The following is a 24862-nucleotide window of genomic DNA, read 5'->3' as shown; positions in this document are numbered from 1 at the left end:
TCCGATGGACGACACCGACAGCGGACCGGCCGCCGGGCACACGCCGGATCTGCCGCCCGCCATCGCGCAGGTCCTCGGACCGGACGGGAACGTGGCCGGCGCAGGTTTCCTGGTGGCCGACGGTGTCCTGGTCACCTGTGCACACGTCGTGGAGGCCGCGGGGGGTACGCCCGGCGGCCGGGTGCGGCTGGTGTTCCCGCACGTCGCGGGTGCGCCCGGCGCCGAAGGCGAGGTCCTGCACGAGTCCTGGCGGGCGCCGGAGGCCGAGGACGTGGCCGTCGTACGGCTTGACGCCGCGCCCGCGGGGGCGCAGGTGCTGCCACTGGGCTCGGCGGCCGGCTGCCGGGGGCACGGGGTGCGCTCGTACGGCTTCCCCGCGCAAGCGCAGGCGGGCGGCCACCACGGCTATGCCGTGGCCGGCGACCTGCTGCCCGCCACCGCGGGCGGGGGCGTGCACCTCCAGCTGACCGGCGCCAACGACCTGACCACCGGTTTCAGCGGCGGTCCGGTCCTGGACGACATGACCGGCCTGGTCATCGGCATGGTCACCGAGATCACCGCCCCCGACACGTACGAGCGGGGGCAGGGCATCGCCTATGTGACGCCGACGGAGGTCCTCCGGGAGATCCGGCCGGACCTGGCCGCGCGGGACGTGTGCCCGTACCGGGGCCTGGAGGTGTTCACCGCCGAACACGCCCGGTGGTTCGAAGGCAGGCGGGACGCCGTCCAGCAGGTGCTGGCCGGACTCGCCGGGCCGCACCGCCTGACCCTCCTCCTCGGACCGTCCGGCTCGGGGAAGTCGTCGCTGATCCAGGCCGGTGTGCTGCGCGCACTGGCCGACGGGGAGCTGCCGGGCAGCGACCGGTGGCTGCCCGTCCTCGCCCGCCCGCGGCAGGACCTGCCCGCCGAACTCGAACGGGCCGGGCTGGCCGGGGCCGCCTCCGAGGGCATCGCCGGGGCCGTCACCCGCCGGCTCGCGGCGGAACCCGCCGACCGGCTCATCGTCCTGGTCGTCGACCAGTTCGAAGAGCTCCTCTCCCGGCCCGCCGACGGGCCGGACCGCCGCGCGGAGATCGCGCACCAGATCACGGCGGCCGTCGAATCCGCCGCGGCACTGCACGTGGTCCTGATCATGCGCGACGACTTCTACCCGCAGTTGGCCGCGGTGACCCCCGCCCTGCTGGAGGCCGCCATGCCGGGGCTCCTCAACGTGCCGGGCACGTTGAGCCGGCAGGACCTGCTCGACATCGTCATCCGGCCCGCCGAGGACGTGGGGCTGCGCTTCCAGCCCGGCCTGCCCGAGCAGATCGTCGCCGACGTCCTGGCCACCGCCCCGGAGGGCGCCACGGCCCGCCGGGCACCGGTCACCGTGCTGCCGCTGCTGGAACTGGCACTCAAACAGCTGTGGGAGCGGCGCGAGGACGGATTCCTCACCCACGACGCGTACCGGCGCATCGGCGCGGTCACCGGAAGCCTGACCAACTGGTGCGACACCGTGCTGAGGCGGCTGACGCCCGCCCAACGGCCCGTCGCCCAGCGCGTCCTGACCTCCCTGGTCCGTCCCGACGACCCCGAGCTCCGCATTCCCGCCATCCGCGCGCAGCTGCCCCTCGACGAACTGCGCGAGCTGGCCGCCGGGCCCGGTGGGACACCCGACGGCGACGGCACCTTCGACGAGGTCATCACCGCCCTCACGAGCCAGCGGATCATCACCACCCAGACGCTCCGCGCCCCCGAACACCCCGGCCCGGAGGCGGGGCAGCCGACCGCCGAACCCGGGCAGCCGGTCGCCGAACTGATCCACGACGCGCTCATCCGCGACTGGGGCACGCTGCGCGAATGGGTGAGCCAGGACCACCGCTTCCAGAGCTGGCTGGACCGGACCCGGGAACGGCGCGCCCGCTGGGCCGAGAAGAACGACCCGGGAGACCTGCTCGGCGGAACGGCCCTGGCCGAGGGCCTCGACTGGGCGCAGCAGCGGGCCCTGCCGGGCGACATCGCAGCCTTCCTGGAGGCGAGCAAGAGCCGGCAGCAGGCCGCCATCCGCCGCAGCAGGCGCCTCAACACCGTCCTGGCGGCCCTGCTCGCAGTGGCCCTGGTCGCCGCGGGCGGCGCGCTGTGGCAGTGGCGGACGGCGGTCAGGGCACGCGAGGCCGCCCAGTCCCGGCAGCTCGCCTCCGAGTCGAACGCGCTCATCACGGCGAACCCCGAACTGGCCTCGTTGCTGGCCGTCCAGGCCTACCGGACCAGCCCTTCGGCCGAAGCCCGGGAGAGCCTGCAGAACGCTGCCGCCCTCCCGCTGCACCACCGCTTGTCAGGCCACGAAAGCGAGGTGTACGCGGTGGCGTTCAGTCCCGACGGGCGCACCCTGGCCAGTGGCGGCACCGACGGGACCGTACGGCTGTGGGACGTGGGCACCGGTAGACCGGAGGCCACCCTGGATGTGGCCACCGCCGCGATCGCCCTGGCCTACAGCCCCGACGGGAAGACCCTCGCCACCAACAGCGGCGAGTCGGATGTGGGTCTGTGGGATGTGGCCACCCGGAAACAGACCGCCGTGCTGACCGGGCACAGCGAACAGGTTCACGCGGTGGTCTTCAGTCCCGACGGGCACATGATCGCCACCGGCGGCGTCGACGACACCGTACGGCTGTGGAATGCGGCCGGCAAACCCCTCTTCCTCCTCGACGAGCACGGCGACAACGTGACCTCACTGGCGTTCAGCCCCGACGGAGGCGCCCTCGCCAGCGGCAGCTACGACGGAACCGTGCGCTTCTGGAACCCGGCCACGGGCAAGGCCCGTTCCGCTCTGCCCGAACAGCGGGGGGCGGTGTCGGCGGTGGCGTTCAGTCCCGACAGGCGTACCCTCGCCAGCAGCAACGGCGACGGGACGATGAGCCTGTGGAACCTGGGAGCCGGAGGCGGAACTCTTCGCACCACCATGGACGGGGATGCCGCCTCGATGTCGTTCAGCCCCGACGGGCGCACCCTCGCCACCGCCGACGGCCACAGCGTGAAACTGTGGGACGTGGAGACGGGTACGGAGCGCGCCACCCTGTTCGGGCACTCCAACGAGGTGACCTCGGTGGCGTTCAGCCCCGACGGGCGCAGCCTTGCTTCCGGGAGTCTCGACCACAGCGTCCGCTTGTGGGAGGTGACCGACCGCAGCACGCTGACCGGGCACACCACCGGCGTACTGTCCGTGGAGTACAGCCGCGACGGGCGGATGCTTGCCACCGGCAGCCCCGACGGGACGGTGCGGCTGTGGAACCCGGCCACCGGAAAGCCCCGCACCCGGCTCGACCAGCACGGCCCCTCGGTGATCTCCACGGCTTTCAGCCCCGACGGCCACACCCTCGCCACCGGCAGTCTCGTCGACCCGCGCGTTCGGGTGTGGGACGTGGGCAGCAGAAAGATCGTCGCCACCCTGGACACGCACACTCAGCAGGCGAACACCGTGGCGTTCAGTCCCGACGGGGGCACTCTTGCCGTCGGCACCTCGGACGGAACCGTGCAGTTGTGGGACCTGCGGACCCGCAGCATGCGAGGCGTTCTGGACGAGCACATCAACGCGGTGACGTCCATGGCGTTCAGCCCCGACGGCAAGACCCTCGCCACCGGCGGTCTCGACCGCACCGTGAAGCTGTGGGACGTCGCGAGCGAGAAGAGCCTCACCACCCTGGACGAGCACAGCGACCGCGTGACGTCGGTGGCGTTCAGCCCCGACGGGAACACGCTGGCGTCGGGCAGCTTCGACCGCACCGTTCGGCTGTGGAACCTCGCGGCCCGCAAGACCCGCACCACCCTGATCGGGCACGCCGACGCGGTGAACTCGGTCGAGTTCAGCCCCGACGGGCAGTCCGTGGCCAGCGGCAGCACCGACACCACCGTACGCGTGTGGGACGTCGGCTCCGGAAAGACCCGCACCACCCTCATCGGCCACTCCAACGCGGTCGAGTCGGTGGCCTTCAGCCCCGACGGCCGGACCCTCGCGAGCGGCAGCCTCGACAAGACCGCGCGGCTCTGGAACACCGTGCTCCCCGCCCCCGCCGCCGCGGTCGAGAAGATCTGCCGGGCCATCAAACGCGACCTCACCCCCGAGGAACGCACCGCCTACCTGGCGGGCCGGGCCGGTGGTGCGGTCTGCCCGTCCGGCTGAGGGGGCCGAGGTGGCCGGGCACGCGGTTCGGCTTCACCGTGTCTCTCGCAGGCAGTGGGCAGCCCGATGCGCAAGCCTGAGGCATCCCGATGTCGGGGTTGTATGCAGCCGGAGTGCATACAGGCCCCCGGTGAGGATCCGGCTTGCATGCACGTAGCCGCATACGCGGCAGACGGCAACGCACTCGAAGACAATTCCCGCAAGGAATATCTTGCTTGGTACATCTTTCACGCATGGTCCGGTGCTCAAGGAGCAGTCCTGGGCCCACCCCGCCCGGCAGACGCCCGCCCGTTCCGCGATCATCGCCGTGATGCGCACCACTCTGCGGGCCCCTCGGGTCGGGCATGCGCGAGCATGACCGGAATGGACACTCGTTTCCTCGGCATTGCCGATCTGGTCGAAGCCCCGTCCGTGGCGGTGGTGGTCGACGTCATGCGTGCTTTCACCGTGGCTGCCTGGGCCTTCGGCCAAGGGGCGGAGAAGATCGTTCTTGCCGAGTCGCTGGACGAGGCCCTGGCCCTCAAGGCTCGCCATCCGGATTGGGCTGCGCTCAAAGACGGTCCGCACGCGCCCGGCTTCGACATGGTCAACTCGCCAGGTCTGCTGCGGTCTGTTGACCTCAGCGGACGGACCGTCGTGCAGAAGACGACGGCAGGGACGGTCGGCGCCCTCGCGGTCAAGGACGCGTCGCTGGTGCTGTGCGCCGGCTTCGTGGTGGCAGAGGCAACGGCCCGGCTCTTGCGGACATGCAGCAGTGACGGTGTCACCTTCGTGGTCACGGGGGAAGACGGGCAGGCCGACGAGGATCTGGCGTGTGCCCAGTACATCGCTCGGAGGGCCACCGAGGCGGAGACGGATGCTGCAGAGTTCCTGCGTCGCGCTGCCGAGTCCCGCGCCGCCGCCGAGCTGACGGAGGGCGTGCGTCAAGGAGTACATCCCGATGACGTTGCGCTCTGCCTTGAGCTCGACCGGTTCCCCTTCGCCATGGCGGCCGCTTTGGAAGGCTCGCTCATGGTCCTCCGTCCGTGCGCCGTACCGTCGCTGACCGAAGATGCGCCCGTTTGACCGCTGGTGACGTCCGACTGTCACCAGACAGGGGTGCGCCCGGCGTGTGGGGCCCGGAAAGGGTGCGGCGGGCGGGGGGCGTATCGCCAGACTCCGGCAGAGGCCGGGGACAGGGTGTCGGCGGTGTCGCGTATGCGACGGCGGCCCAGGAGCCGCGGTCGTCCGCGAGGATGACAAGGTGGCCTCGCCGCTGCCGTCGGCGGCCTCGGCCGGCAGGTGCCAGGCGTCCGGGGAGGGCCAGGTCGATGAAGAACAGGCCTTGGCGTCGGAGGGCGCAAGCGCGCGATTCGGTTCAGTCCTGTCGTGGTGGGCTGGGGCACGGCATAACCTGAGAAGTGTCTGCGGTCACGGTCTCGTGAGAGCCATGACCCCAGTCGGCACAGATGGCTGCCATGCCGACGCCGGGCGGGGTTCCGAGGACAGGCCGTGTTCCAACCGTTCACGCTTGAACGCTCGTCGGCCCTCGTCCATGGCTGGTGCGGCGGGCGCCAACCGGCTTGAGGTGAAGCGCCATGTCCCACACCATGCGAAGGATGTCGCGGGTCGCAGCCTGCTTTGGTTTCGCGGCCGCTTGCATCTTGCCCAGCCTGGCGAGTACGGCCGAGGCGGCGGCGCCGGCGACTCCAGTCGGCCAGGGCTTCTTCCTCATCAAGGCCAGGCATTCCAACATGTGCTTGGACGTAGCCCACGCCAGCACGGCGCACGCCGCCCCGGTCGTGCAGGCCCGTTGTTGGAGCGGCCACAACCAACAGTGGCGCCTTGTGCCGCAAGGCGACGGGGTGCGATTCAAGATCCAGGCCAGGCACTCCAACCTGTGCCTGGACGTTGCGCATGCCAGCCGAAAGCACGGTGCCCCGGTGGTGCAGGCCAATTGCTCGGGCGGCAGCAATCAGGTGTGGTGGTTCGCGCCCGCGCAGGGAAGGAGGCCACTGGTGAACGGGCCCCTCGGGCGGGTGCCCCATATCGGCAACAGTGCCGCGATCGTCTCGGACCACACCGGGATGGTGCTGGACGTCCTCAACCGCAGCCAGGCCCACGCCGCACCGGTGGTCGTCGCGGGTCTCGGAAACGGACGTGAACCCGCCACCAACCAGCTGTGGCGCTTCGAGAGGCCGACGGCCAATCTTTGACCACTAGCCTTGCCGCAGACCCCGCCACGGGGATCAAGGACCTGAAATGGCATGGCACTGGTGCGCGGCCGCCGATATGTCGTGATGGACCGGCACAGATGCGTTCTGGGCACCCCTGCAGTTGAGGGTGCTCGAGGAGGGGAAATCCGCTGGTGGCGGGCTGGCGTACGGGGGATGCTGGCGTTGTGATCGAACGGGATGACGCGATACGCATCGTTGAGGAACACCTGTCGCGTGGCCATCAGGCGGGGGTCGCCCCCGGGGCCGAGCAGTTCCGGCGCAGCGTGATCGTCGGCGTGGTCGAGCACGAGCTGGTCTGGAAGGTCTACGTCCAATCCGAGGAGTATGCGCGAACGCGCAACGCAGCCGCGTTGCTGGTGGGACACGGTCCGTATCTGGTCGACCGCGCCGACGGAGGGCTCCACTCGGTCGGAGCCGTCTCCGAGATCGAGGGGGCATGGGAAGACGACTACCGGGGCCGTATCCGAGGACTGCCGGTACGCACTGCGATGGATGATCTCCACGACGAGCTACGGACGGCAACTGAAGCAGCGGGCGGGCGCATGGCCGCCGTCCGTGTCCTCCGCCGGAAGGTGCCCGAGTTGTCCCCGACACGTGCCCTCGCCTATGTCACCGGCCTCCTCGAAGGGGAAGTGCCGGCAGAGCTCCTGGCCGTTGCTCGCCGCGAGCTGGTGAAACCCGTCGACCGTGTACTGACCGTACGTACCTGCGGCGTTGATGCCGACTTCTGAGTTGCGACGCGTCGAACCCACCGACGGCATGCCGCCGACTTCGGTGGCTTCCGGTCCGGGTGTATGCGTCGCCCTCTCGCAGGTCAGCACGCCTGCGAAGTCGGGTCGGCGACAGTCCCTCGGTTCGGCAGAGGCGGGGCATCACGCCGGGCTGGGCAAGGACCAGCGTCCGCACCAGAGCGCAGGAGGCTCGCCCGTACGACCGGCGGTTGCTCAGCTTGATGCGCGTATGAGGTTCTGGCCGCGGCGTGCGCGGGCGAGGGTGCTGGACTCGGGGTCGCGGGGGTCGCGGGCAGCGGTGAGATCGGGGCCGTCAGGCGGTACTGCCGATCGCCAATCCGGCGTACGCCAGTGCCGAGAGGGCCAGGGCGGCGGCGGGCAGGGCCCGCGCGGGCGGGTCGCCGCGGTGCAGGTGGACCACTGCGGCCGCCGTCATGAGTAGCGCCAGCCCGATCGCGGCGGCCACGCCGAGGGGGGCGGAAGCCGGTCCGAGCACCAGCCCGACGGCTCCCGTCACTTCCGCGGCTCCGACGACGCGGTAGAGGCCCGGCGACATGCCGAGGTGTGCTGCCGCCCGGCGCATGAACGGCACTGCGGCGATCTTGGCCGCTCCCAGGGGCAGGAAGACCAGGGTCAGGAGGGCGGCGAGGGTGATCTGCGCGGTTGTCATGTCGACCGGCCCTGGCGTTCGGCACCCAGGCGGGCGAAGTAGTCGATGAGGTCGGGGGTGTCCACGGCAGCCGGGTTGACGACCTGCTCGACCGGGGCGCCCTGGAGGAGGCGTTTGACGGGGACTTCGAGTTTCTTGCCGGTGCGGGTGTGCGGGATGCCGGGGACTTCGAGGATCTCGTCGGGGACGTGGCGGGGTGAGGCGCCGGTCCGGATCGCCCCCTTGATCTTCTCGCGGAGCGGGTCGTCCAGGGTCGCGTCGGCGGCGAGGACCACGAACAGCGGCATCCAGTAGCCGCCGTCGGGTTCTTCCGCGCCGATGACAAGGGCCTCGGTGATCTCGGGGAGGCGCTCGACGACGTCGTGGATGTCGGCGCTGCCCAGGCGTACGCCGTTGCGGTTGAGGGTGCTGTCGGAGCGGCCGTGGACGATCACCGAGCCGTGGGGGGTGAGGGTGATCCAGTCGCCGTGGCGCCACACGCCCGGGTAGGAGGTGAAGTAGGCGTCGCGGTGCCGGGTGCCGTCGGGGTCGTTCCAGAAGGACAGCGGCATGGACGGCATCGGGCGGGTGACGACCAGTTCGCCGACCTGGTCCACGACCGGGACGCCCTGGGCGTCGTACGCGGCCAGGGCCACGCCCAGGTGGGGTGCTGAGAGCTCACCTGCCCAGACGGGTGTGTTGGGGGCGCTGCCGGCGAAGCCGGAGACGACGTCCGTGCCGCCGCTGATGGACGCGAGCAGGACGTGGTCGCCGACGTGGTGGCGGACCCAGGGGTAGGCGGAGGCGGGCAGTGCGGAGCCGGTGCAGCCGACCACGCGGATCGAGGACAGGTCGTGCGCCGAGGGGTCCATGCCGTACTTCGCCATGCCCAGCAGGTACTGGGGGCTGGTGCCGAAGACGGTCACCCGGTGGCGCGCGGCCAGCTCCCACAGGACGTCGAGCTTGGCGAAGGGCGCCGGGCTGCCGTCGTAGGTGCACGGGGTGGCGCCGGTGAGCAGCGTGGAGGCGACCAGGTTCCACATCATCCAGTGGGTGGTGGTGTACCACAGGAGGCGGTCGCCGGGGCCGAGGTCGGAGTGGAGTCCGAGGGTCTTGAGGTGTTCGAGCAGGACGCCGCCGTGGCCGTGGACGATGCCCTTCGGCAGGCCGGTGGTGCCCGAGGAGAACACGACCCACAGCGGGTGGTCGAACGGCACCGGCGTGCAGACGAGTTCCTCGGTGCGGGTGGCGGCGTCGTTCCACGGCACCACCGGTGTCGGGTACGGGTGCGACGGCCACGGCAGGCCCACGTGGTCCACGAGCAGCGCCGCCTTCAGCGTCGGCAGCTCACCGGCGAGTTCGAGGGTGGCCTCGCGGCGGTCGTGGGTGGTGCCGTTGAAGAGGTAGCCGTCGGCGGAGATCAGGACGGTGGGTTCGAGCTGGGCGAAGCGGTCGGCGGCGGCCTTGGGGGCGTAGTCCTGCCCGCAGACCGACCACACGGCGCCCAGGCTCGCGGCGGCGAGGAAAGCGACGATCGCGTGCGGGGTGTTGGGGAGGTAGCCCACGACCCGGTCCCCCGTACCGACGCCCAGGTCGCGCAGGGTGGCGGCAACGGAGGCCACCTGCGCCCGCAGCCGGTTGCCGGTCAGCTCGTGTCCGGAGCCGGTCTCGTCGAGGGCGATGATCGCCACGGTGTCGTCGGTGAGGTTGCGCAGGGCGTGGTGGGTGTAGTTGAGGGTGGCGCCGGGGAACCAGCGGGCGCCCGGCATCCGCTCCTCGGCCAGCACCTGCTCGTACGGGGAGTCCGCGTCGATGTCGAAGTACTCCCAGACCGCGGCCCAGAAGCCTTCCAGGTCGGTGACCGACCAGCGGTGCAGGGCGGCGTAGTCGGTCCCGTCGAGCCCGGCGTGGCGGGCGAAGTCCATGATCCGGCTGTCGGCGACGGCCTGCGGATCGGGCGTCGTGAAGGGTTGCGGGTACGGCCTGGTCATCGTGGGGCACTCCTCGGCAGGCTCTGCTCGACGGTCCGTGGGGAAGGGTGGGGGCTGCGCGTGGTGTGCAGGAGGGATGCCCAGGCGGCGGTGTCCGTGAAGTCGTGCCTCCCGGCCGGGACGCGGTCGATGACGACGCGGTCGGGGCGCAGCAGGACGGCGTCCGACCGGCCGGCGCGCAGCCAGGCGGCGAGGGTGCCGTCGTCACGGAGGTCGGTGACGGGGATCGCCGGGACGCCGAGTCCGCGGGCGAGGGCGCGCAGCGAGGGCGGGGGTTCGGTGGCGGTCAGGACGGTGAAGCCGTCGCCGAGCAGGTCGTCGAGACGGGAGCGCCGGCCGTCGAGTCCCACGACCCATGGCTGGGGGCAGTGGGTGCCTGCGAGGCTTCTGCGCATACGGCGCCGGACGAGGGGCCCGGCGGTCAGGGGCGGGCTGAGGTCGCGGCCCGCCGCCGCGGTGAGGCCGGGTACGCGGCAGGCCGCTGCCAGGATCCTGCGGCGCAGTGCGGCGGCGCCGTCCTGGCCGCCGGTCATGGCCCAGCCCATGGCGACCGCGAGCCGGATGGCGTGCCGTGCGTGCGGCTTGCGCTCGCTCTCGTAGGTGTCCAGCAGCCGTTCGTCGCCGCCCTGGCCCAGCACGCGGGCCAGTTTCCAGGTGAGGTTGTGGGCATCGCGCAGGCCCGAGCACAGTCCCTGCCCGATGAACGGCGGGGTGAGGTGGGCGGCGTCGCCGAGGAGGAAGATCCGTCCGCTGCGCCACCGGTCGGCCACCCGCGCCCGGAAGGTGTACTGCGTCTCGCGTACGACGTCGAAGTCCCCGTCGTACGAGGGCGACAGCCACGGTGCGATCAGTTCGCGGACCGGTCGCTGCCCGTCGTGCAGGCGGAACTCCCAGCGGTAGCGGTCCTCGCCGACGCGCATGAACGTCGCCGGCCGGTGCGGGTCGCAGACCTGGTCGACGCCTTCCCAGCAGCGGACGTCGGCCTTCGTGCGGACGTCGATGACGGTCCAGCGCTCCTCGAAGCGCAGGTCCTCCCATGCGGCGCCGATGGCGGCACGGGTGAGGCTGCCCGCGCCGTCGCAGCCGAGGACCGCCTCGGCCCGGAGGTGGTGCTCGCCTTCCTCGTCGCGGTAGGTCACGCGCACGGGGCCGGTGGTGTCCGGGACGATGCCGGTGACCTCGACACCGCCCCGCAGCTCGCACTCCGGGCGCTGGGCGAGGGCGTCGCGCAGCAGTCGTTCCAGCTCGGGCTGGTCGAACATGCTGGTCTGCGGGTAGCCGTGATGGCCGTGCTCGGTGCGCCGGAACTCGGCCATGACCCGGTGGCGGGCGTCCAGCAGCCGGAGTCCGTTCGCGGGGCGGGCGATCGCGGCGAACTCCTCGCCCACGCCTGCGGCCTGGAGGATGCGGCGCACCTCGTCGTCGGTGGCGACGGCACGCGGGAGCGGGTAGACCTCCTGGTGGCGTTCCAGGACGAGGGTGCGGATACCGCGCCGGGCGAGGAGGAGGGCGGCGGTCACGCCCACCGGTCCGGCGCCGATGATCACGACGGGTGCGGGGTCCGGCTGCGCGGGCCCGGGTGCGGTGTCCCGGGGTCCGGCCTGGTCGGCGGTCATGTGCGGCTCACCTCGGGTCCTTCCCCCGAGCTCTTCGAGCAGGGGGTGCCCTCGGCGTCCGTGACGGGCGTGCGCTGCTCGCCGAGGTCGATCCGCCCGTCCGGGGTCGAGATCGTCGCCGTGATCACGTCCCCGGTGTGCAGGTAGTGCGGGTTGCGCGCCTGGCTCTTGAAGAACGCCTTCCACTTCACGGCGGGCGGCAGCAGCGCGCCGATCTTCTCGACCGCCTTGGGCGGGGCCTTCAGGGCGGTGCCGCCGGGGGTTCCGGTGAGCAGCAGGTCGCCGGGGTCGAGGGTCTGGAAGCGGGCCAGCAGGGTCAGCGCCTGCGCCGGGCGGACGATCATGTCGGCGAGGGTGCGGTCCTGGCGCAGTTCGCCGTTGACCGACAGCCGCAGCCGCAGGTCGAGGAGGTGGGTGAAGTCCTCGGGCTCCAGCAGCGCCAGGTAGGGCCCGGTCGGTGTGAAGGTCGGGTACGACTTGCTCTCGTAGAACTGCGTCTTGGTCAGCTGCACCTCACGGGCGCTGACGTCGTTCGTGATCACCAGCCCGGCGACGTACGACGGCAGGTCGCGCTCCTCGACCACGGTGCCGACGGGCAGGGGCGCGCCCATGACGAGCCCGAGTTCGATCTCGTAGTCGAGGAACTTCACGTGCGAGGGGCGGACGACGGCCTCGCCCGGACCGCTGACCGAACCGGACGCCTTGCGGAAGAAGGCGGGCGGGATCTCGCCGGTGAAGCCCGAGTCGCGGGCGTGGCTGCGGTAGTTGACCATCTGGGCGACCACGCGGCAGGGGGTGGTGACCGGCGAGAGGGCGACCAGGTCGGCGACGGGCGTGCCCGCCTCCCCGGAGAGGGCGGCCTCGCGCACGGCAGCCCGGTCGGCGATCAGCTCGGCGGTGGTGACGGCCTTGGTGGCGACGGGGACGGCGCGGTCGCATGGGGTCTTCCCTGCTCGAGCGGTGTCGAGGGCTTGGGGAAGGAGGACCCACCATCCCTCGGCGGTGCGCAGGACGTTGGTGCTCATGTCGGTACCTTCGTGTGGGGGTCGGGTTTCAGGACCTGGCGGCTTTGAGCAGGCCCAGCAGGCGTGCCGGATCCATCTCGTTGTCGCCTCGCAGGGCTTCGATGACGTCACGGACCCGCTGCGGGGAGGGGCTCGCGCCGAGGAAGTCGCGGGTGGCAGGAGGTCCCCACTGGGCGAGGCCGGTGGTGGACATGGGTGCCCAGCCGGGCTCCAGGTCGCAGGAGAACAGGTCGCCGTCGGCGAAGTGCTCGAGCATGAGGCGGTCGGGGTCGCGCCAGTAGTCGAAGAGCTGGCTGCCCTGGATGTGCCGGCCGATGCCCCAGCTGCGCTGGTAGCCGCGCTCGGCCAGGTACTCGCCGCCCGCGGCAATCGAGTCGAGGTCGGTCACCTGGTAGGCGGAGTGGACGTAGCCGTTGCCCGGGCCCAGGTGCATGGCCAGTGTGTGGTGGTCGACGGCCCGGCTGCCCTGGTCGCAGCGGATGAACGCCATCGTCGGGCCTCGGCCGCGCTGGCCGTCCAGGAACAGGAAGTCGGACACGATCATCCCGAGGGTGTCCAGGTACCAGTCCAGGGCGCGCCCGAACACCCTTGTCTCCAGGACCACATGGCCCAGGCGCTGGATGCGGGAGGGTTCACGCGGCGGGCGCTGGGTGACGTTCGTCCGATGGTGATCGGTGCCGAAGTTGAGCAGCAGCGGCTGCTGCTCGGGCAGTGCCGGCAGTTCCTCCGCGCAGTGCACGACCCGGACCGGGAAGCCGGAGGGGTCGAGCAGGTCGACCGCCTTGCCGCCGCCGGGCACGTCCGCGTCCCGTACGGACGTGCCCGTGGCGCGGGCCAGCCGGTCCAGGTCGGCCCGCTCGGCGGCGCGGAACGCCGGGCCGATGAAACGGGAGGTCCGGCCGCGCCGGATCACCATGCACGGCGGGCCGGCGAAGGTGCCCCGCAGCCACAGTTCGCCTTCGCTCCGGGCGGCGATGGCGAAGCCGAAGTCCCGGGCGAAGACCTCGGCCCGGTCCAGGTCGGGCTTCTCGAACTCCAGCCATGCCAGGTCGGCCGCCTTGATCACGGGATTGCGGGACCGCCCGGGATGTTCGCCGCGCAGGGCTCCCTGCGCGCTGTGGAGGTCCTGGTGGGCCGTCCTGACGCCCGGGACGCCGACTGCTTCGATGCGGGCTTCGGACATGGTGTCCTCCAAGCAACATAGGCGTAATGATGAAATCATCAAGTGTGAGAGTTCCATCGTCAAGGTGCTCGCGGCGAGAGATGATGAATTCATCAGGACTGCGATGGTCATCGTCTCCACGGATAGACTCTGCGTATGCCTACGTCCGCCCCGCCCAGCAACCGGTTCGAGCGGCGACGCGCCGAGACCCGCGGAGCCCTCGTCCGCGCGGCCCGCCGGATACTCGCCGAGGCCGGGGACACCAGCGTCAGCATCCAGGTGATCGCGGAGCGCGCCGATGTCGGCTTCGGCTCGTTCTACAACCACTTCGACTCGAAGGCGGAGCTGTTCGAGGCCGCGGTGCAGGACGCGCTGGAGGAGTTCGGCCGGACCTTCGACGAGCACCTGGCCGGCATCGACGACCCCGCGGAGCTCGTCGCGGCGGGCTTCCGGCTCAGCGCCCGCATGGCCGAGTCGCACCCGGAGCTGATGCAGGTGCTGCGCCGCCGCGGCCTGGGCCACATCCACGCGGACAACGGCCTGACCCGGCGAGCCCTCCGGGACGTCCAGGTCGGCACGGCCTCCGGCCGCTTCACCGTCAGCGACCCGACAGTGGCCCTGTCCGCCCTGGGTGGAACCCTGCTGTCCCTGGTGGAGCTGCGATTCGCCCGCCCCGAGGTGGACGGCGACGACGCCGCGGTGAACCTCGCCGAGATGGTCCTGCGCATGCTGGGCGTACCGCCGGACGACGCCCACGAGGTCGCCCGGCGCCCCCTCCCCGACCTCGCCTGACCGCCCACCGGCGTCCGCCCTCGCCCCGCAGCGCACGGCGCGCCCGGACGTAACAGGAACGCGGTCGCAGCGACCCGACGGGGCGGCTCCGGCGGCCCCGCCCGAGGCCTCGGACCGTCCGGGCCGAAGCCTCCAACGTGCGCCGAACACCGCTCCGCGGCTCCCCCGCCGTCCCGGCACGGCTTTGCCGTACGGCTTTCCGCGCAAGCAGCGCGGCACGGTCGACAGCGACGCGACCGCTCGGCAACGAGACGACTGACGTCCTCCCCGCCGTGCAGAGCGGGGATCCCCAGACGCGCCACCCGCGAAGCGGACCAGGTGCGCCGACGGCCGCCACCGCGGGAGCCACGGTGGCGCAGAGGCCCGCCGGAGCGCCGGCGCGGCACCACCTCCGCCAGGCCTCCCCCACCCGCGGATCCGGTTGCCCCGAGGCGTCGGCGACGTGCGCGCGGGTCACGTCGGAACCTCCGGTCGATGAGGCATGGGACCCAGTAGTTGCACACTCATGGGCAATAAATTAACCTGCACATCAGTGGGCAATTAACTGCTTGCCCCGCCGGCCCACGGCCGCGCCCGCCCTCCACCCCCATCCACGGACCCGAAGCCTCCGCTTCGCCTCCCCCGAGGAGTTCTCGATGCCGCTCTTTGCGAACACACCCGCCGAGAAGACGACCGGGCCCTATCCACGGCGCTGGTGGGCCCTGCTGGTGCTCTGCCTGAGCCTGTTGATCGTCGTCATGGCGAACACGTCGCTCGTCGTGGCCGCGCCGGAGCTGACCAAGGACCTGGGCCTGTCCAGCAGTGACCTGCAGTGGGTCATCGACGGCTACACCGTCCCGTACGCCGCACTGATGCTCGTCCTGGGCGCGGTCGGCGACAAGTACAGCCGCCGCGGCGCACTCATCCTGGGCCTGCTGATCTTCGCGGGCGGTTCGGTGATGGGCGGCCTGGTCGACGAGACCAACCTGGTCGTCATCGCCCGCGCGATCATGGGCGTCGGCGCCGCCGTCGTCATGCCGGCCACGCTGTCGCTGCTGGTCGCGATCTTCCCCAGGGCGGAGCGCGCCAAGGCCATCACCGCCTGGAGCGCCACGTCCGGTCTCGCCATCGCCGCCGGCCCGGTGGCCGCCGGCTGGCTCCTGGAGGAGCACGCCTGGGGTTCCACCTTCCTCATGAACGTCCCCATCGCGGTCCTCGGCATCGTCGGCACACTGCTCCTGGTGCCGCCGTCCAAGGCCGAGGGCATGGGCCGGATCGACTACGTCGGCGGACTGCTCTCGATCGTCTTCATCGGCAGCCTGGTCTACGCGACCATCGAGGGCCCGCATTTCGGTTGGGGCGCCGGCCCGATCACCGCGGCCGTCGTGGCCGCTGCCGGCCTGCCGGCCTTCGTGGCCTGGGAGTTGAGGCATCCGAACCCGATGCTGGACGTGCGCAGGTTCAAGGAGCGGCCCTTCAGCGGCTCGATGCTCGCGGTGCTGTTCTTCTTCTTCGGCACCTTCGGTTCGATCTACTACTCCACCCAGTTCCTGCAGTTCGTTCTCGGCTACGACGCCCTGGAGACCGGCATACGCCTTCTGCCGCTCGCCGGAGCCGTCTTCGTCGGCGCCGCCGCCACCGGCAAGCTGGCCCCGAAGCTGGGCGTGAAGCCGGTCGTGGGCGCCGGCATGGTGATCGGAACGGCGGGTGTCTTCCTGCTCACGCAGATCGAGTCGGGCTCGACCTACTCGGACTTCCTGACGCCCCTGCTGATGCTCGGCTTCGCGATCGGCCTGAGCCTGTCCCCGGCCACCGACACCATCATGGGCTCCTTCCCCGAGTCCGAGCTGGGCGTCGGCGGCGGCGCCAACGACACCGCGCTGGAACTCGGCTGCGCGCTGGGGATCGCCGTGCTCGGCTCGCTCCTCGCCACGTCCTACAAGGACAAGCTGACCGCCGTGGTCGGCGGCCGCCTCCCGGCCGAGGCGATGGACACCGCCAAGGACTCGGTAGGCGGCGGCCTCGCGGTCGCCGAGCACATCGCCAAGACCCCGGGCGGTGGACCCCAGCAGGCCCAGACCCTGATCGAGGCCGTGCACGAGTCCTTCGCCCACGCCATCGCGCACACCAGCCTCATCGGCGCGGTCGTCATGGGCGCCGGCACCCTGATCGTCATCGCCGTGCTGCCCGGCCGCAAGGCGACCGTGAAGCACCGCCGGGAGGAGGCGGTGACGGCGGAGGCCGAGACCGTGGGCGCCGCCTGAGCCCCACGGGCCCGGCGCGCCCCATGAGCGCCGACCGGCCGGGGCCTCGATCCGGCCTCCTCCCCCCCATCGGGCCGTGCCTGAGCGGCGCACGGCCCCGGGCGGTGCCGGAAGAAGACACCCGGCACCGTCCCTTCTTGTTGATGCGATGCCACCACAACGTCGGAGGCGGGGGCACACGCGACAAGACCCCGGTGCCTTCGCACCGGGGTCTGTTCGGCCTCTGCGTCAACAGCCGTGTCGCCACTCAGCTGTCGGCGACGGCCTCCGCCGCGACCGCGGCAGCCACGTCGTCGACTACGACGCGCGCCTGGCTCTCCGGCACGCCGGCCGCGATGAGCGTGGCGACGGCCGTACGCGTCCCGTCGTCCTCCAGCGCGCCGGTGTTGACCTCTTCCAGCAGGGCGACCGTCATGGCCTCCAGGCCGGCACCCATGACCGCGGGCGGCAGGTGGGAGTGGAAGACGCCGTCCCGCTGCCCCCGTTCCAGAATGGCCGTGACCCTGACCCGGGCGGGCTGGAGGATCTCACCGACCCGTTCCCTGCCCAGATCCCGCTGGGCCAACGCCAGGAGCATCCGGTACCGGTCGCCCACCGGCCACATCGCCAACGAGAAGCGCGCGAGTGCCCGCTCGGCCGGGTCCGCCGCCGTCACCCCGGCCGCCGCGGCGGACTGGAGAGCCTCGGCGGCCTCCTCGGCCAGCGCCTCCAGGAGCGCCGCCCGGCCGGGGAAGTGCCCGAAAAGAGTGCGCCTGACGACACCGGAGGCCCGCGCCAGCTCCTCCAGAGTGGTATCGGGGTTCCGCCCGAGCTCCTGGCGTGCGGTCGCCAGGATGCGCGCCCGGTTGGACCGTGCGTTGCGTCGCTGCGGTACACGGCCGACGGGCTGGGACACGGAAGGACCTCGCTGATGGCAACCGGACGAAGAACGGGCACAGCCATTCTGACACGTGGGTTCCCGCCGATCCGTGGCCGCATCCGTGGATCGGCCTGCCCGGTCAGGCGGGAAGCTCGTCGATGCTCGCCGGCTCCTGGGGGGCGACCCCGTTGAGGCGGTGGCGGAAGTCGCTGGAGCTGGGATAGGCGGCGCGGCGGGAGCGCATGATGGAGCCCAGCGGACGGTGGGCCTCCAGGGCGTGCCACGGGCTGAAGGACAGGACGTCGTCCGCGTAGCGGCGGCGGGCGTCGCTGTAGGCGTCCTGGGCGGGCAGGTGGAGCACGGCCACGACTTCGTGGGGTGACAGCTCCTCGGGCCACAGGACCGACGCGTCCTCCACGGGCATGCGGTCGATGTCCGTGCACAGCTGGGCGCGGATGTCGTACTCGGCGCTGTTGTGCGCGAAGAAGTCGACGACGAGGTCGCGCAGCGCCGACTCGCCGGCCTTCTTCTCCACAGGTCGGCCGGTGAGGGCCCGTACGTTCGCGGAGCGCGGCGCGGCCGAGATCTTGGCGAGGTGGTCGCCGTAGCGCAATGCGGCCATGGAGTGGAAGGTCTCGCCGAGGATGTGGTGGTTGGCGGCGGCCAGGGTCTCGACGGCCGGTGGGAGCGGGCGTCCCGCGCGGGTGAGGGCCTTGGCCGCGGCGCGGGCGACGAGCCCGCTGAGCCGGAGCTGCTGGTCGCTCTGGCGGGGCTGCTTTTCCAGCAGGTCCTGGAGTTTGGCGTATTCGGCGACGTTCCCGAAGGGGAGTGTGGGGTGGTTGACGAGGAGGAAGTCCTGGGTGGTGTGGCCGTCGTCGAGGGCGCGGGGGCCGGGGGCGCCGATGACCTTGATCGCGATGCCGCGCTGGACGGGTACCTGGTCGGAGCGCAGGTCGCCGGGGGCGGAGGAGAAGCGGACGATCACCGGGTAGGCGGCCGGTTCGGCGAAGAGGCCCTGGGCCAGGTGGGCGGGGAGATCGGAGTGGATGCGCAGTTCGCCGGCGAGGACGCCGTGGCTCTTGGCGTGCGCGTCGCGCAGACCATGCCGGTGCTTGTCGGCGACTTGCCGGTTGGCGTTTGCCATCGCCCCGACGACCTGCCGGATGAGTTCGTCTTCGCCGGGATGGGGCTGCTCGACATCGTCGGAATACCGGACGTAGGTTCTGTTCGCTGGGGTCACGTACGTCTCCCGGTGGTCGGCGGTCAGCCGGCGAGCCAGCGGATGGCCGACAGACTGGGCACGAACAGGTATTCGCCGCCTCGCAGGCTGTTGAAGGTGCGGATGTCGTGGACGCGGCGCGGCGGCGCTCCCGGCACGGTGAAGTAGGCGCCTTTGTCCTGGACTCCGAGCATCGGGTCCTTCTCCTTGCCCAGGCCCATGAAGCTCCCCGAGTTGATCCATTCGCTCTGCAGGAACTCGACGGTGTCGACGGCGCGGGCGCCCAGGGCGATGAAGTCCAGGCCGCGCGGCTGGCCGTCGTCGGACAGGACCGATGGCGGCACGGGGCTGCCGTAGGAGGTGCCGCGCCGGATGATGCGGCGGATGTTGGGGTCGCTGAGGATCTCCATCTTGGTACCGCGCGGGTTCATGCGGCGGATGTGGGAGCCCAACGGCGTGTGAAGACCGCGCGGGTCATCGGCGTAGTCGAAGTCGTTGATCCGCTGCGGGTCAGCGCCCAGTGCGGCGTCGTCATGAGCCGGTGCGAGCGCCAGGGGGGCGCCACTGCGCCAGCGTCCGACGAGTTTGGCCGCCAGCAGCTCGCGCTCGGCCTCGGTCCTGCCGTTGTCGTGCACGTAGCGGTTGAATGCGGCGACATGCGAGTGGTACTTGCGGAACACCAGGTAGGTGCCGTTGCGGCCCAGGACGTCCGGGTACGGCATCGGCAGCGGGTGCCCGGATTCGCTGGGATGGCCCAGGAGGAACTCTCCGGCCCTGATCGCTCGCCCGTCGCCCGGCAGCGGCTCGGCACCGCTTCCCTCGACCACCGGCTGGGAGAATCCATCGCGGTAGCCGAACACGTTGAAGCCGTCGGCCCCGAAGTCCTGGCGGCCGAGCAGCCTGATGCCGGGCAGTCCGCGGAGGCGCTCCTCGTAGGCGGCGGTCTCGGCATGCCAGTCGGCCTCGGAATGGGCGTAGATACTGACGGCCAGATGCACGCGTCCCGTTCCGAAGGGCTGCTCCCAGCCACGCGGGGCGTTCGGCCCCGTGTCCCGCAATCGTTCGGCGCGAGCCGCCATCCCGGCACGGAAGTGGGCGGGGAAGGAGGCCAGCGATTCCTCCGGCAGACCCAGCGCGACCAGTCCCTGGTAGCTGAGGGCCAGCGAAAGCCACGCCTGCCGCGGCTCGTCCCAGCCGGCGGCCGTGGCCACCTGGGGCGCCAGCCGGCGCAGGGCCTCCTTGCCCGCCGCGGCCTCGGTGATCTCCAGGACCGCGTGCGTCCCGACGTACGGCTCGGGCCGGGCCCGCAGAATGACGCCCTGAATGTCATCCAGATCCAGGCTCGGCCGCCGGACGATCCGCTGGAACAGATTCACCGGATCGTCCTCAGTTGAGCTCGGTGACGAACTTCTGCACGGCCGCGTCCTGCCGCTTGAGCCGCCTGCCCTCGGAGACGGTGAGGGTGGGATGCGCCACGAACCACGCCTCCGCCGGGATCTGGTGCTTGACGATGAAGTCCTTGACCTCGGGCGAGGCGATGCCCGGCCAACCCTCGACGTTGCTGAACAGGTAGTCCATCATGTCGGGGATCTTGGTGGCGAAGTCGTCGATGTAGGCGTCCCACTCGCCGTCGTAGGCGGTGGCGAACAGCAGGCCGGTGTCGTTGTCCAGGAACACGAAACGCATGTTGTGCAGCGTGCCGACCTGCCCGGCGCCCACCAGGTTCCCGTCGATCAGCTTGAAGAACTTGCGCAGCCGATCGGCGCCGCCCGGCTTCAGCGGCAGGATGGTCGTCAGCTCCGACACCTCACCGCTCTTGGCGCCCACCCGGCCGGCGGTCGACACCGCGTGCTCGTCGCGTTCCTCCGCGCTGGTCAACATCTGGCCGACCCGGATCTTGAACGCGACGGACGCGTCGGTCAACGCCGCCTCCACCTTGTCCCGGATCCCCGCCGGGAACTCCTCGAACCTCGCCTTGAGATCCTGCTCACCCACCGTGCACCTCCAGCACCCAGAACACCCAATACCAATACATCGCATCACATATCGGACACGTCGCGTACTCAAAAGCGCCGATCGTGTCGCCGGATGCTCCGGGGCATGCGCGACGACCGGAAGGTCGTCGGCTGCCGGGCCGGGCCCGCGGCCGTCGTCGTTGCCGCCGCGGGGCGCCCTGGGGGGCGCGGCGCTGCCCATCCGCCTCCCGCGGCCCTCGACCGGACCTTGGCACGGGCGTCGGCGGCGTCGTCGGCGAGCAGAGCCGGTTCGGCGAGTTCGCGGCACTCCGCGAGGGTGTGCGCGGCCAGTGCCGCCCGTACCTCGGGGAGCGAGGCGGGCGCGGCCGACAGGCTGGTGATGCCGAGGCCGACCAGCACCAGGGCGAGCGCCGGGGCGGCGGCCGCCTCACCGCACACGCCGATCGGACGGCCGTGTGCGGCTGCGGACCGAGCGGCGGAAGCGACCAGCGTGAGCAGGGCCGGCGTCCAGGGGTCGAGGAGCCTGTCCGCGCATGGCCGAAGGGTGGGCCGACGGTTGCGAGGCGGGGGCGTCCCATGATCCACAAAATTGCCGCACGGCAGAACCGAAGGTGCTCGGGCCGCGTGATACGGGGGGAAGTCTTGGCATGCGCATGAGAGCGGGGGATCACAGGTGGTACCTGTGTCGAAAGTGAGGACGGCGGCGCTCGCCGCGGCAGTGGCGGCGTCGCTGATCGCGGGAACGGCGGCCGCCGCGGGGCAGCCGCCGGCGGCTGGGCCCGCCGCCCACCGGGGGAAGAAGGAACCGGCCCCGGCGGCGACCGTCACACTGGTCACCGGTGACCGGGTGGCCGTGGCCGCGGACGGGTCGGTCGTGCGGATCGACCGCGCCAAGGGCCGTGAGGGCACGCCGGTTTCGATCCGGCGAACGCCCGGGCACACGTACGTCATCCCGCAGGACGCGCTGCGCCTGCTGGACGAAGGGGTACTGGACCGGCGGCTGTTCGACGTCGCCGGGCTGGTCTCGGCCGGGTACGACGATGCGCGCCGCGGAACCCTGCCGCTGATCGTGTCGTACCGCCGGGACGGCGCCGGGGCCAGGGTCCCCAGTGCCTTCGGCGAGGCGCTGGCCGACTCCGCGCGAGACCGGCGGGCGCTGCCCGCCGTCGACGGGGAGGCGCTCGAATCGCCCAAGTCCGTTGCCCGGGAACTGTGGTCGCAGCTGGTGGGCCGTGCTCCCGCCGGGGCCGCGGCCCGGTCCGCGGCGCCCGTCGCACGACTGTGGCTGGACGGCAGGGTCCGCGCGGCCCTGGACAAGAGCGTCGCGCAGATCGGCGCGCCCACCATGTGGCAGTCCGGCTACACCGGAAAGGGCGTCAAGGTCGCGGTGCTGGACACCGGTGTCGACCAGACCCACCCCGACCTCAAGGGCGTGGAGGTGGCCGAGAAGAACTTCAGCAGCTCACCCGACAGCAAGGACCGGCACGGCCACGGCACGCACGTGGCCTCCACCGTCGCCGGCTCGGGTGCCAAGTCGGGCGGCAGGTACAAGGGCGTCGCCCCCGGCGCCCGGCTGCTGGACGGAAAGGTCCTCGGCGACGACGGCCACGGCAGCGAGTCCGAGATCGTCGCCGGTATGCAGTGGGCCACCGACCAGGGCGCGCAGATCGTCAACATGAGCATCGTCGCCGGCGACGGACCCGAGGTCGACCCGATGGAGGCGGCGGTCGCCAAACTGTCCGCCAAGGCCCTGTTCGTGATCGCGGCCGGCAACGAGGGCCCCAAGCCCGGCACGGTCACCTCCCCCGGCAGCGCCCCGGCGGCACTGACCGTCGGCGCGGTGGACAAGCAGGACCGGATCGCGGACTTCTCCAGCCGGGGTCCGACGGCCGCCGGCCTGTCCAAGCCCGACCTCACCGCCCCGGGCGTCGACATCGTCGCCGCCGCCAGCACCCAGGGCGGAGCGACCGGCGGCAACGGCTACGTCGCCATGTCCGGCACCTCCATGGCCACCCCGCACGTGGCGGGCGCGGCCGCCCTGCTGCTCCAGCAGCATCCCGGCTGGAGCGGCGCCCGCCTCAAGTCCCTGCTGACCGGTTCGGCCGCGCCGCGCCCCGAGCTGAACGCCCATCAGCAGGGTGCCGGCCGGGTCGACCTGAACTGTGCGCGGACCGCCTCCGTCGTCTCCGAGCCCGGCTCGCTCGACTTCGGCACCCAGCTGTGGCCGCACGCCGACGACAAGCCGGTGGCCAAGACCCTCACCTACCGCAACCAGGGCACCAGGGCCGTCACCCTCGCCCTGACCGCGGCCGGAACCGACGCGGCGGGCCGCCCGGCCCCCGCCGGGATGTTCACCGTCAAGGACGCCAAGCTCACCGTCCCGGCCGGCGGCACCGCGAAGACCACCGTCACCGTCGACACCCGCAAGGGCACCAAGGACGGCTCCTTCGGCGGCACCGTACTGGCGTCCGGCGGCGGTCAGTCCGTACGGACCGGCCTGGCCGTCCTGCGCGAGGTCGAGTCGTACGACGTGACCGTGCGGCACCTCGACGACGCCGGCAGGGCCGCTTCCAACTACTCCACCCAGCTGACCAAGGCGGGCAGCGAAGGGCAGGACCGTCTGGCGGTGCCGTACAAGGAGTCCGGCACGGCCGTCCTGCGCCTGCCCAAGGGCGACTACCAGCTGGAAGGCCAGGTCATGAGCCCGGGCGGCGGGAACCGCATGGCGGTCTTCGTCCAGCCGGCCCTGAAGGTGGCCGCGAAGAGCACCGTCACCCTCGATGCCCGCGCGGCCAAGCCGTTCGCCGTCACCGCCCCCGACCGCAACGCCAAGCTGGTCAGCGCCACGGTCGGGTACTACGACAAGAACGCCCTCGTGAGCGGCAGTTGGGTGTTCGACGGCACGACGCAGTTCCGCACCGCCGGGCTCGGCCAGGCCGCCGGCGACGGCATGCAGTCGCAGCTGTCCGGCGTCTGGCGGTCGCCCGCCGCGCCCACCACCGACTACCGGCTCGCCTTCCACCGCACCGGCAGCTGGTTCACCGGCCTCACCCGCACGGTCGCGCACGCCGACCTCGCCGAGCTGAAGTTCGGCTTTGGGGCGTCCGTCCCCGGCACCACGGGCCTGGTGCAGATCACCGCCTCGACACCGGACGGTTTCAGCGCCGGCCCGATCGCCACGATGCAGCGGGCCCTGCCGCTGGCCGGCACCCAGTACATGAGCACGACCGGCGTGCACTGGAACTGGACGGTCACCCAGGCCGACCCGCAGGGCGAGGCGCGGGTCATCTACAACGAGGGGCCCGTGTCCTACAAGCCGGCCGGGCGCTACACCCTGGAGTTCAACAAGGGCGTGATCGGCCCCGACCTGGCCGCCACCCCCGACCGGCAGGGGGCCAACCGCTACGGCAACACCCTCGACACCAACGTGCTGCTGTTCGTCGACGGCGCCGGTCACGCGGGCGAGCCCGTCCTGGCCGGGGGCTTCACCCGGCTGGAATCCGGCGGGCGGATCCTCGCGCAGACGGGCCCCAGCGAGTGGCTCACCACCGAGGTCCCGGCCGCCTCCGCCGTCTACAAGCTGACCAAGGAGGCGACCCGGTCCACCAAGGACACCACCACCAGCACGAAGGTGACCGGGGTCTGGACGTTCACCTCGGCCAAGGCCCCCGACCAGGGCCTCCGGCTCCCCCTGTCGACCGTACGGCTCTCCCCGCAGCTCACCCTGAACGGGACGGCGAAGACCGGCAGCACCCTGAAGCTGCCGCTGCACGTGGCCGGTGCCGCCGCCGCGCCCGGACAGCTCGCCGCGCTCACCGTGCACGTCTCGTACGACGGCGGCCGCACCTGGCAGCCGCTGAGGGTGACCACCGACGCGACGGGGGCCCGCTCGGCGACCGTCAAGCACCCCGCGACCGCGGGAGGCGTCTCCTTCCGGGTGGACCTGAAGGACAAGCAGGGCAACACGGCCCGGCAGACGATCACCGACGCCTACCGGCTCGTGCGGTGATCTGAGCACGACGACCTGAGCCCGAGGCCACACACCACCGAAGGGCCCGGCCCCGCACACCGCGGAGCCGGGCCCTCAACCAGACCCCGGATCGCGGCACTTCGCGTGGTCCCTCCCCCGGGTCGAGAACTGCTCGCGCGCGCCGCGGTCCGTAGGTGCCGGGACGTCGAGCGCTGCCGGCTGCGGTGACGCATGCCGAAGGTGATCGTTACTCA

17 protein-coding genes are annotated in these 24862 nt (G+C 71.7%); 7 read left to right on the top strand and 10 right to left on the bottom strand.

Annotated features, from left to right (window positions below; translation table 11 throughout):
- The first annotated feature begins 4 nt into the window (after positions 1-4).
- The 4 genes from ACZ407_RS13865 to ACZ407_RS13850 all read left to right on the top strand — a co-directional run bounded on the left by ACZ407_RS13865 (position 5) and on the right by ACZ407_RS13850 (position 7106).
- Positions 5-4159, top strand: coding sequence for an nSTAND1 domain-containing NTPase (locus ACZ407_RS13865; RefSeq protein ID WP_468128266.1), 4155 nt, complete (start codon positions 5-7; stop codon positions 4157-4159).
- Between the two features lie 363 nt (positions 4160-4522).
- Entirely contained in the window at positions 4523-5224 is a 702-nt protein-coding gene (locus ACZ407_RS13860) for a 2-phosphosulfolactate phosphatase (protein WP_468128265.1), read from the top strand.
- Between the two features lie 512 nt (positions 5225-5736).
- Entirely contained in the window at positions 5737-6354 is a 618-nt protein-coding gene (locus tag ACZ407_RS13855; RefSeq protein ID WP_468128264.1) for an RICIN domain-containing protein, read from the top strand.
- A gap of 185 nt (positions 6355-6539) precedes the next feature.
- Positions 6540-7106 carry a YrhB domain-containing protein gene (locus ACZ407_RS13850; RefSeq protein ID WP_468128263.1) on the top strand — a complete coding sequence of 189 codons (567 nt, stop codon included), beginning with the start codon at positions 6540-6542 and terminating at the stop codon, positions 7104-7106.
- A 313-nt stretch (positions 7107-7419) separates the two neighbouring features.
- Here the strand turns inward: ACZ407_RS13850 and ACZ407_RS13845 are convergent, their stop codons facing one another.
- Genes ACZ407_RS13845 through ACZ407_RS13825 form a run of 5 tightly spaced genes read right to left on the bottom strand, consistent with a single transcriptional unit; the run spans position 7420 to position 13570 of the window.
- Positions 7420-7776, bottom strand: a complete 357-nt coding sequence (locus tag ACZ407_RS13845; protein WP_468128262.1) for a DoxX family protein — start codon at positions 7774-7776, stop codon at positions 7420-7422.
- Positions 7773-9746, bottom strand: coding sequence for an acetoacetate--CoA ligase (locus tag ACZ407_RS13840; RefSeq protein ID WP_468128261.1), 1974 nt, complete (start codon positions 9744-9746; stop codon positions 7773-7775). Before ACZ407_RS13840 ends, ACZ407_RS13845 begins: the two co-directional genes overlap by 4 nt.
- Positions 9743-11362 (bottom strand): bifunctional 3-(3-hydroxy-phenyl)propionate/3-hydroxycinnamic acid hydroxylase MhpA, encoded by a 1620-nt coding sequence (gene mhpA, locus ACZ407_RS13835; protein WP_468128260.1) that lies wholly within the window; start codon positions 11360-11362, stop codon positions 9743-9745. The genes ACZ407_RS13840 and mhpA overlap by 4 nt, the downstream gene beginning before the upstream one ends.
- Positions 11359-12387 (bottom strand): fumarylacetoacetate hydrolase family protein, encoded by a 1029-nt coding sequence (locus ACZ407_RS13830; RefSeq protein ID WP_468128259.1) that lies wholly within the window; start codon positions 12385-12387, stop codon positions 11359-11361. Before ACZ407_RS13830 ends, mhpA begins: the two co-directional genes overlap by 4 nt.
- A gap of 28 nt (positions 12388-12415) precedes the next feature.
- Positions 12416-13570, bottom strand: coding sequence for a VOC family protein (locus ACZ407_RS13825; protein WP_468128258.1), 1155 nt, complete (start codon positions 13568-13570; stop codon positions 12416-12418).
- A 135-nt stretch (positions 13571-13705) separates the two neighbouring features.
- Between ACZ407_RS13825 and ACZ407_RS13820 the strand changes: the two genes are divergently transcribed.
- Both ACZ407_RS13820 and ACZ407_RS13815 read left to right on the top strand, forming a co-directional pair.
- Positions 13706-14341: a TetR/AcrR family transcriptional regulator gene (locus ACZ407_RS13820; RefSeq protein ID WP_468128257.1), complete on the top strand. Its 636-nt coding sequence runs from the start codon at positions 13706-13708 to the stop codon at positions 14339-14341.
- Positions 14342-14976: 635 nt separating this feature from the next.
- The gene (locus tag ACZ407_RS13815; RefSeq protein ID WP_468128256.1) at positions 14977-16584 is read left to right on the top strand and encodes an MFS transporter; all 1608 of its coding nucleotides are present in this window, start codon (positions 14977-14979) and stop codon (positions 16582-16584) included.
- Positions 16585-16831: 247 nt separating this feature from the next.
- Here ACZ407_RS13815 and ACZ407_RS13810 read toward each other — a convergent pair whose 3' ends face one another.
- The 5 genes from ACZ407_RS13810 to ACZ407_RS13790 form a co-directional block, all read right to left on the bottom strand.
- The gene (locus ACZ407_RS13810) at positions 16832-17479 is read right to left on the bottom strand and encodes a TetR/AcrR family transcriptional regulator (RefSeq protein WP_468128255.1); all 648 of its coding nucleotides are present in this window, start codon (positions 17477-17479) and stop codon (positions 16832-16834) included.
- Between the two features lie 103 nt (positions 17480-17582).
- Complete coding sequence (locus tag ACZ407_RS13805) at positions 17583-18683, bottom strand: catalase family protein (protein ID WP_468128254.1); 1101 nt, start codon at positions 18681-18683, stop codon at positions 17583-17585.
- A 23-nt stretch (positions 18684-18706) separates the two neighbouring features.
- Entirely contained in the window at positions 18707-20038 is a 1332-nt protein-coding gene (locus tag ACZ407_RS13800; protein ID WP_468128253.1) for a Dyp-type peroxidase, read from the bottom strand.
- A 10-nt stretch (positions 20039-20048) separates the two neighbouring features.
- Entirely contained in the window at positions 20049-20657 is a 609-nt protein-coding gene (locus tag ACZ407_RS13795) for a hypothetical protein (protein WP_468128252.1), read from the bottom strand.
- A gap of 68 nt (positions 20658-20725) precedes the next feature.
- On the bottom strand, positions 20726-21223 hold the full coding sequence (locus tag ACZ407_RS13790) for a putative PEP-binding protein (protein WP_468128251.1): 498 nt from the start codon (positions 21221-21223) through the stop codon (positions 20726-20728).
- A 97-nt stretch (positions 21224-21320) separates the two neighbouring features.
- On the opposite strand from ACZ407_RS13790, the gene ACZ407_RS13785 reads away from it, so the two are divergent.
- On the top strand, positions 21321-24647 hold the full coding sequence (locus ACZ407_RS13785) for a S8 family peptidase (protein WP_468128250.1): 3327 nt from the start codon (positions 21321-21323) through the stop codon (positions 24645-24647).
- Positions 24648-24862: the final 215 nt, after the last annotated feature.

It is taken from the genome of Streptomyces sp. NPDC030809 (assembly GCF_055572195.1).
This window is presented reverse-complemented; position numbering and strand designations above follow the sequence as displayed.

Excerpts from the sequence above, each read along its gene's own strand:
- ACZ407_RS13865 (WP_468128266.1), top strand. The coding sequence starts at position 5 with ATGGACGACACCGACAGCGGACCGGCCGCCGGGCACACGCCGGATCTG.
- ACZ407_RS13860 (WP_468128265.1), top strand. The coding sequence starts at position 4,523 with ATGGACACTCGTTTCCTCGGCATTGCCGATCTGGTCGAAGCCCCGTCC.
- ACZ407_RS13855 (WP_468128264.1), top strand. The coding sequence starts at position 5,737 with ATGTCCCACACCATGCGAAGGATGTCGCGGGTCGCAGCCTGCTTTGGT.
- ACZ407_RS13845 (WP_468128262.1), bottom strand. The coding sequence starts at position 7,776 with ATGACAACCGCGCAGATCACCCTCGCCGCCCTCCTGACCCTGGTCTTC.
- ACZ407_RS13840 (WP_468128261.1), bottom strand. The coding sequence starts at position 9,746 with ATGACCAGGCCGTACCCGCAACCCTTCACGACGCCCGATCCGCAGGCC.
- mhpA (WP_468128260.1), bottom strand. The coding sequence starts at position 11,362 with ATGACCGCCGACCAGGCCGGACCCCGGGACACCGCACCCGGGCCCGCG.
- ACZ407_RS13830 (WP_468128259.1), bottom strand. The coding sequence starts at position 12,387 with ATGAGCACCAACGTCCTGCGCACCGCCGAGGGATGGTGGGTCCTCCTT.
- ACZ407_RS13825 (WP_468128258.1), bottom strand. The coding sequence starts at position 13,570 with ATGTCCGAAGCCCGCATCGAAGCAGTCGGCGTCCCGGGCGTCAGGACG.
- ACZ407_RS13820 (WP_468128257.1), top strand. The coding sequence starts at position 13,706 with ATGCCTACGTCCGCCCCGCCCAGCAACCGGTTCGAGCGGCGACGCGCC.
- ACZ407_RS13815 (WP_468128256.1), top strand. The coding sequence starts at position 14,977 with ATGCCGCTCTTTGCGAACACACCCGCCGAGAAGACGACCGGGCCCTAT.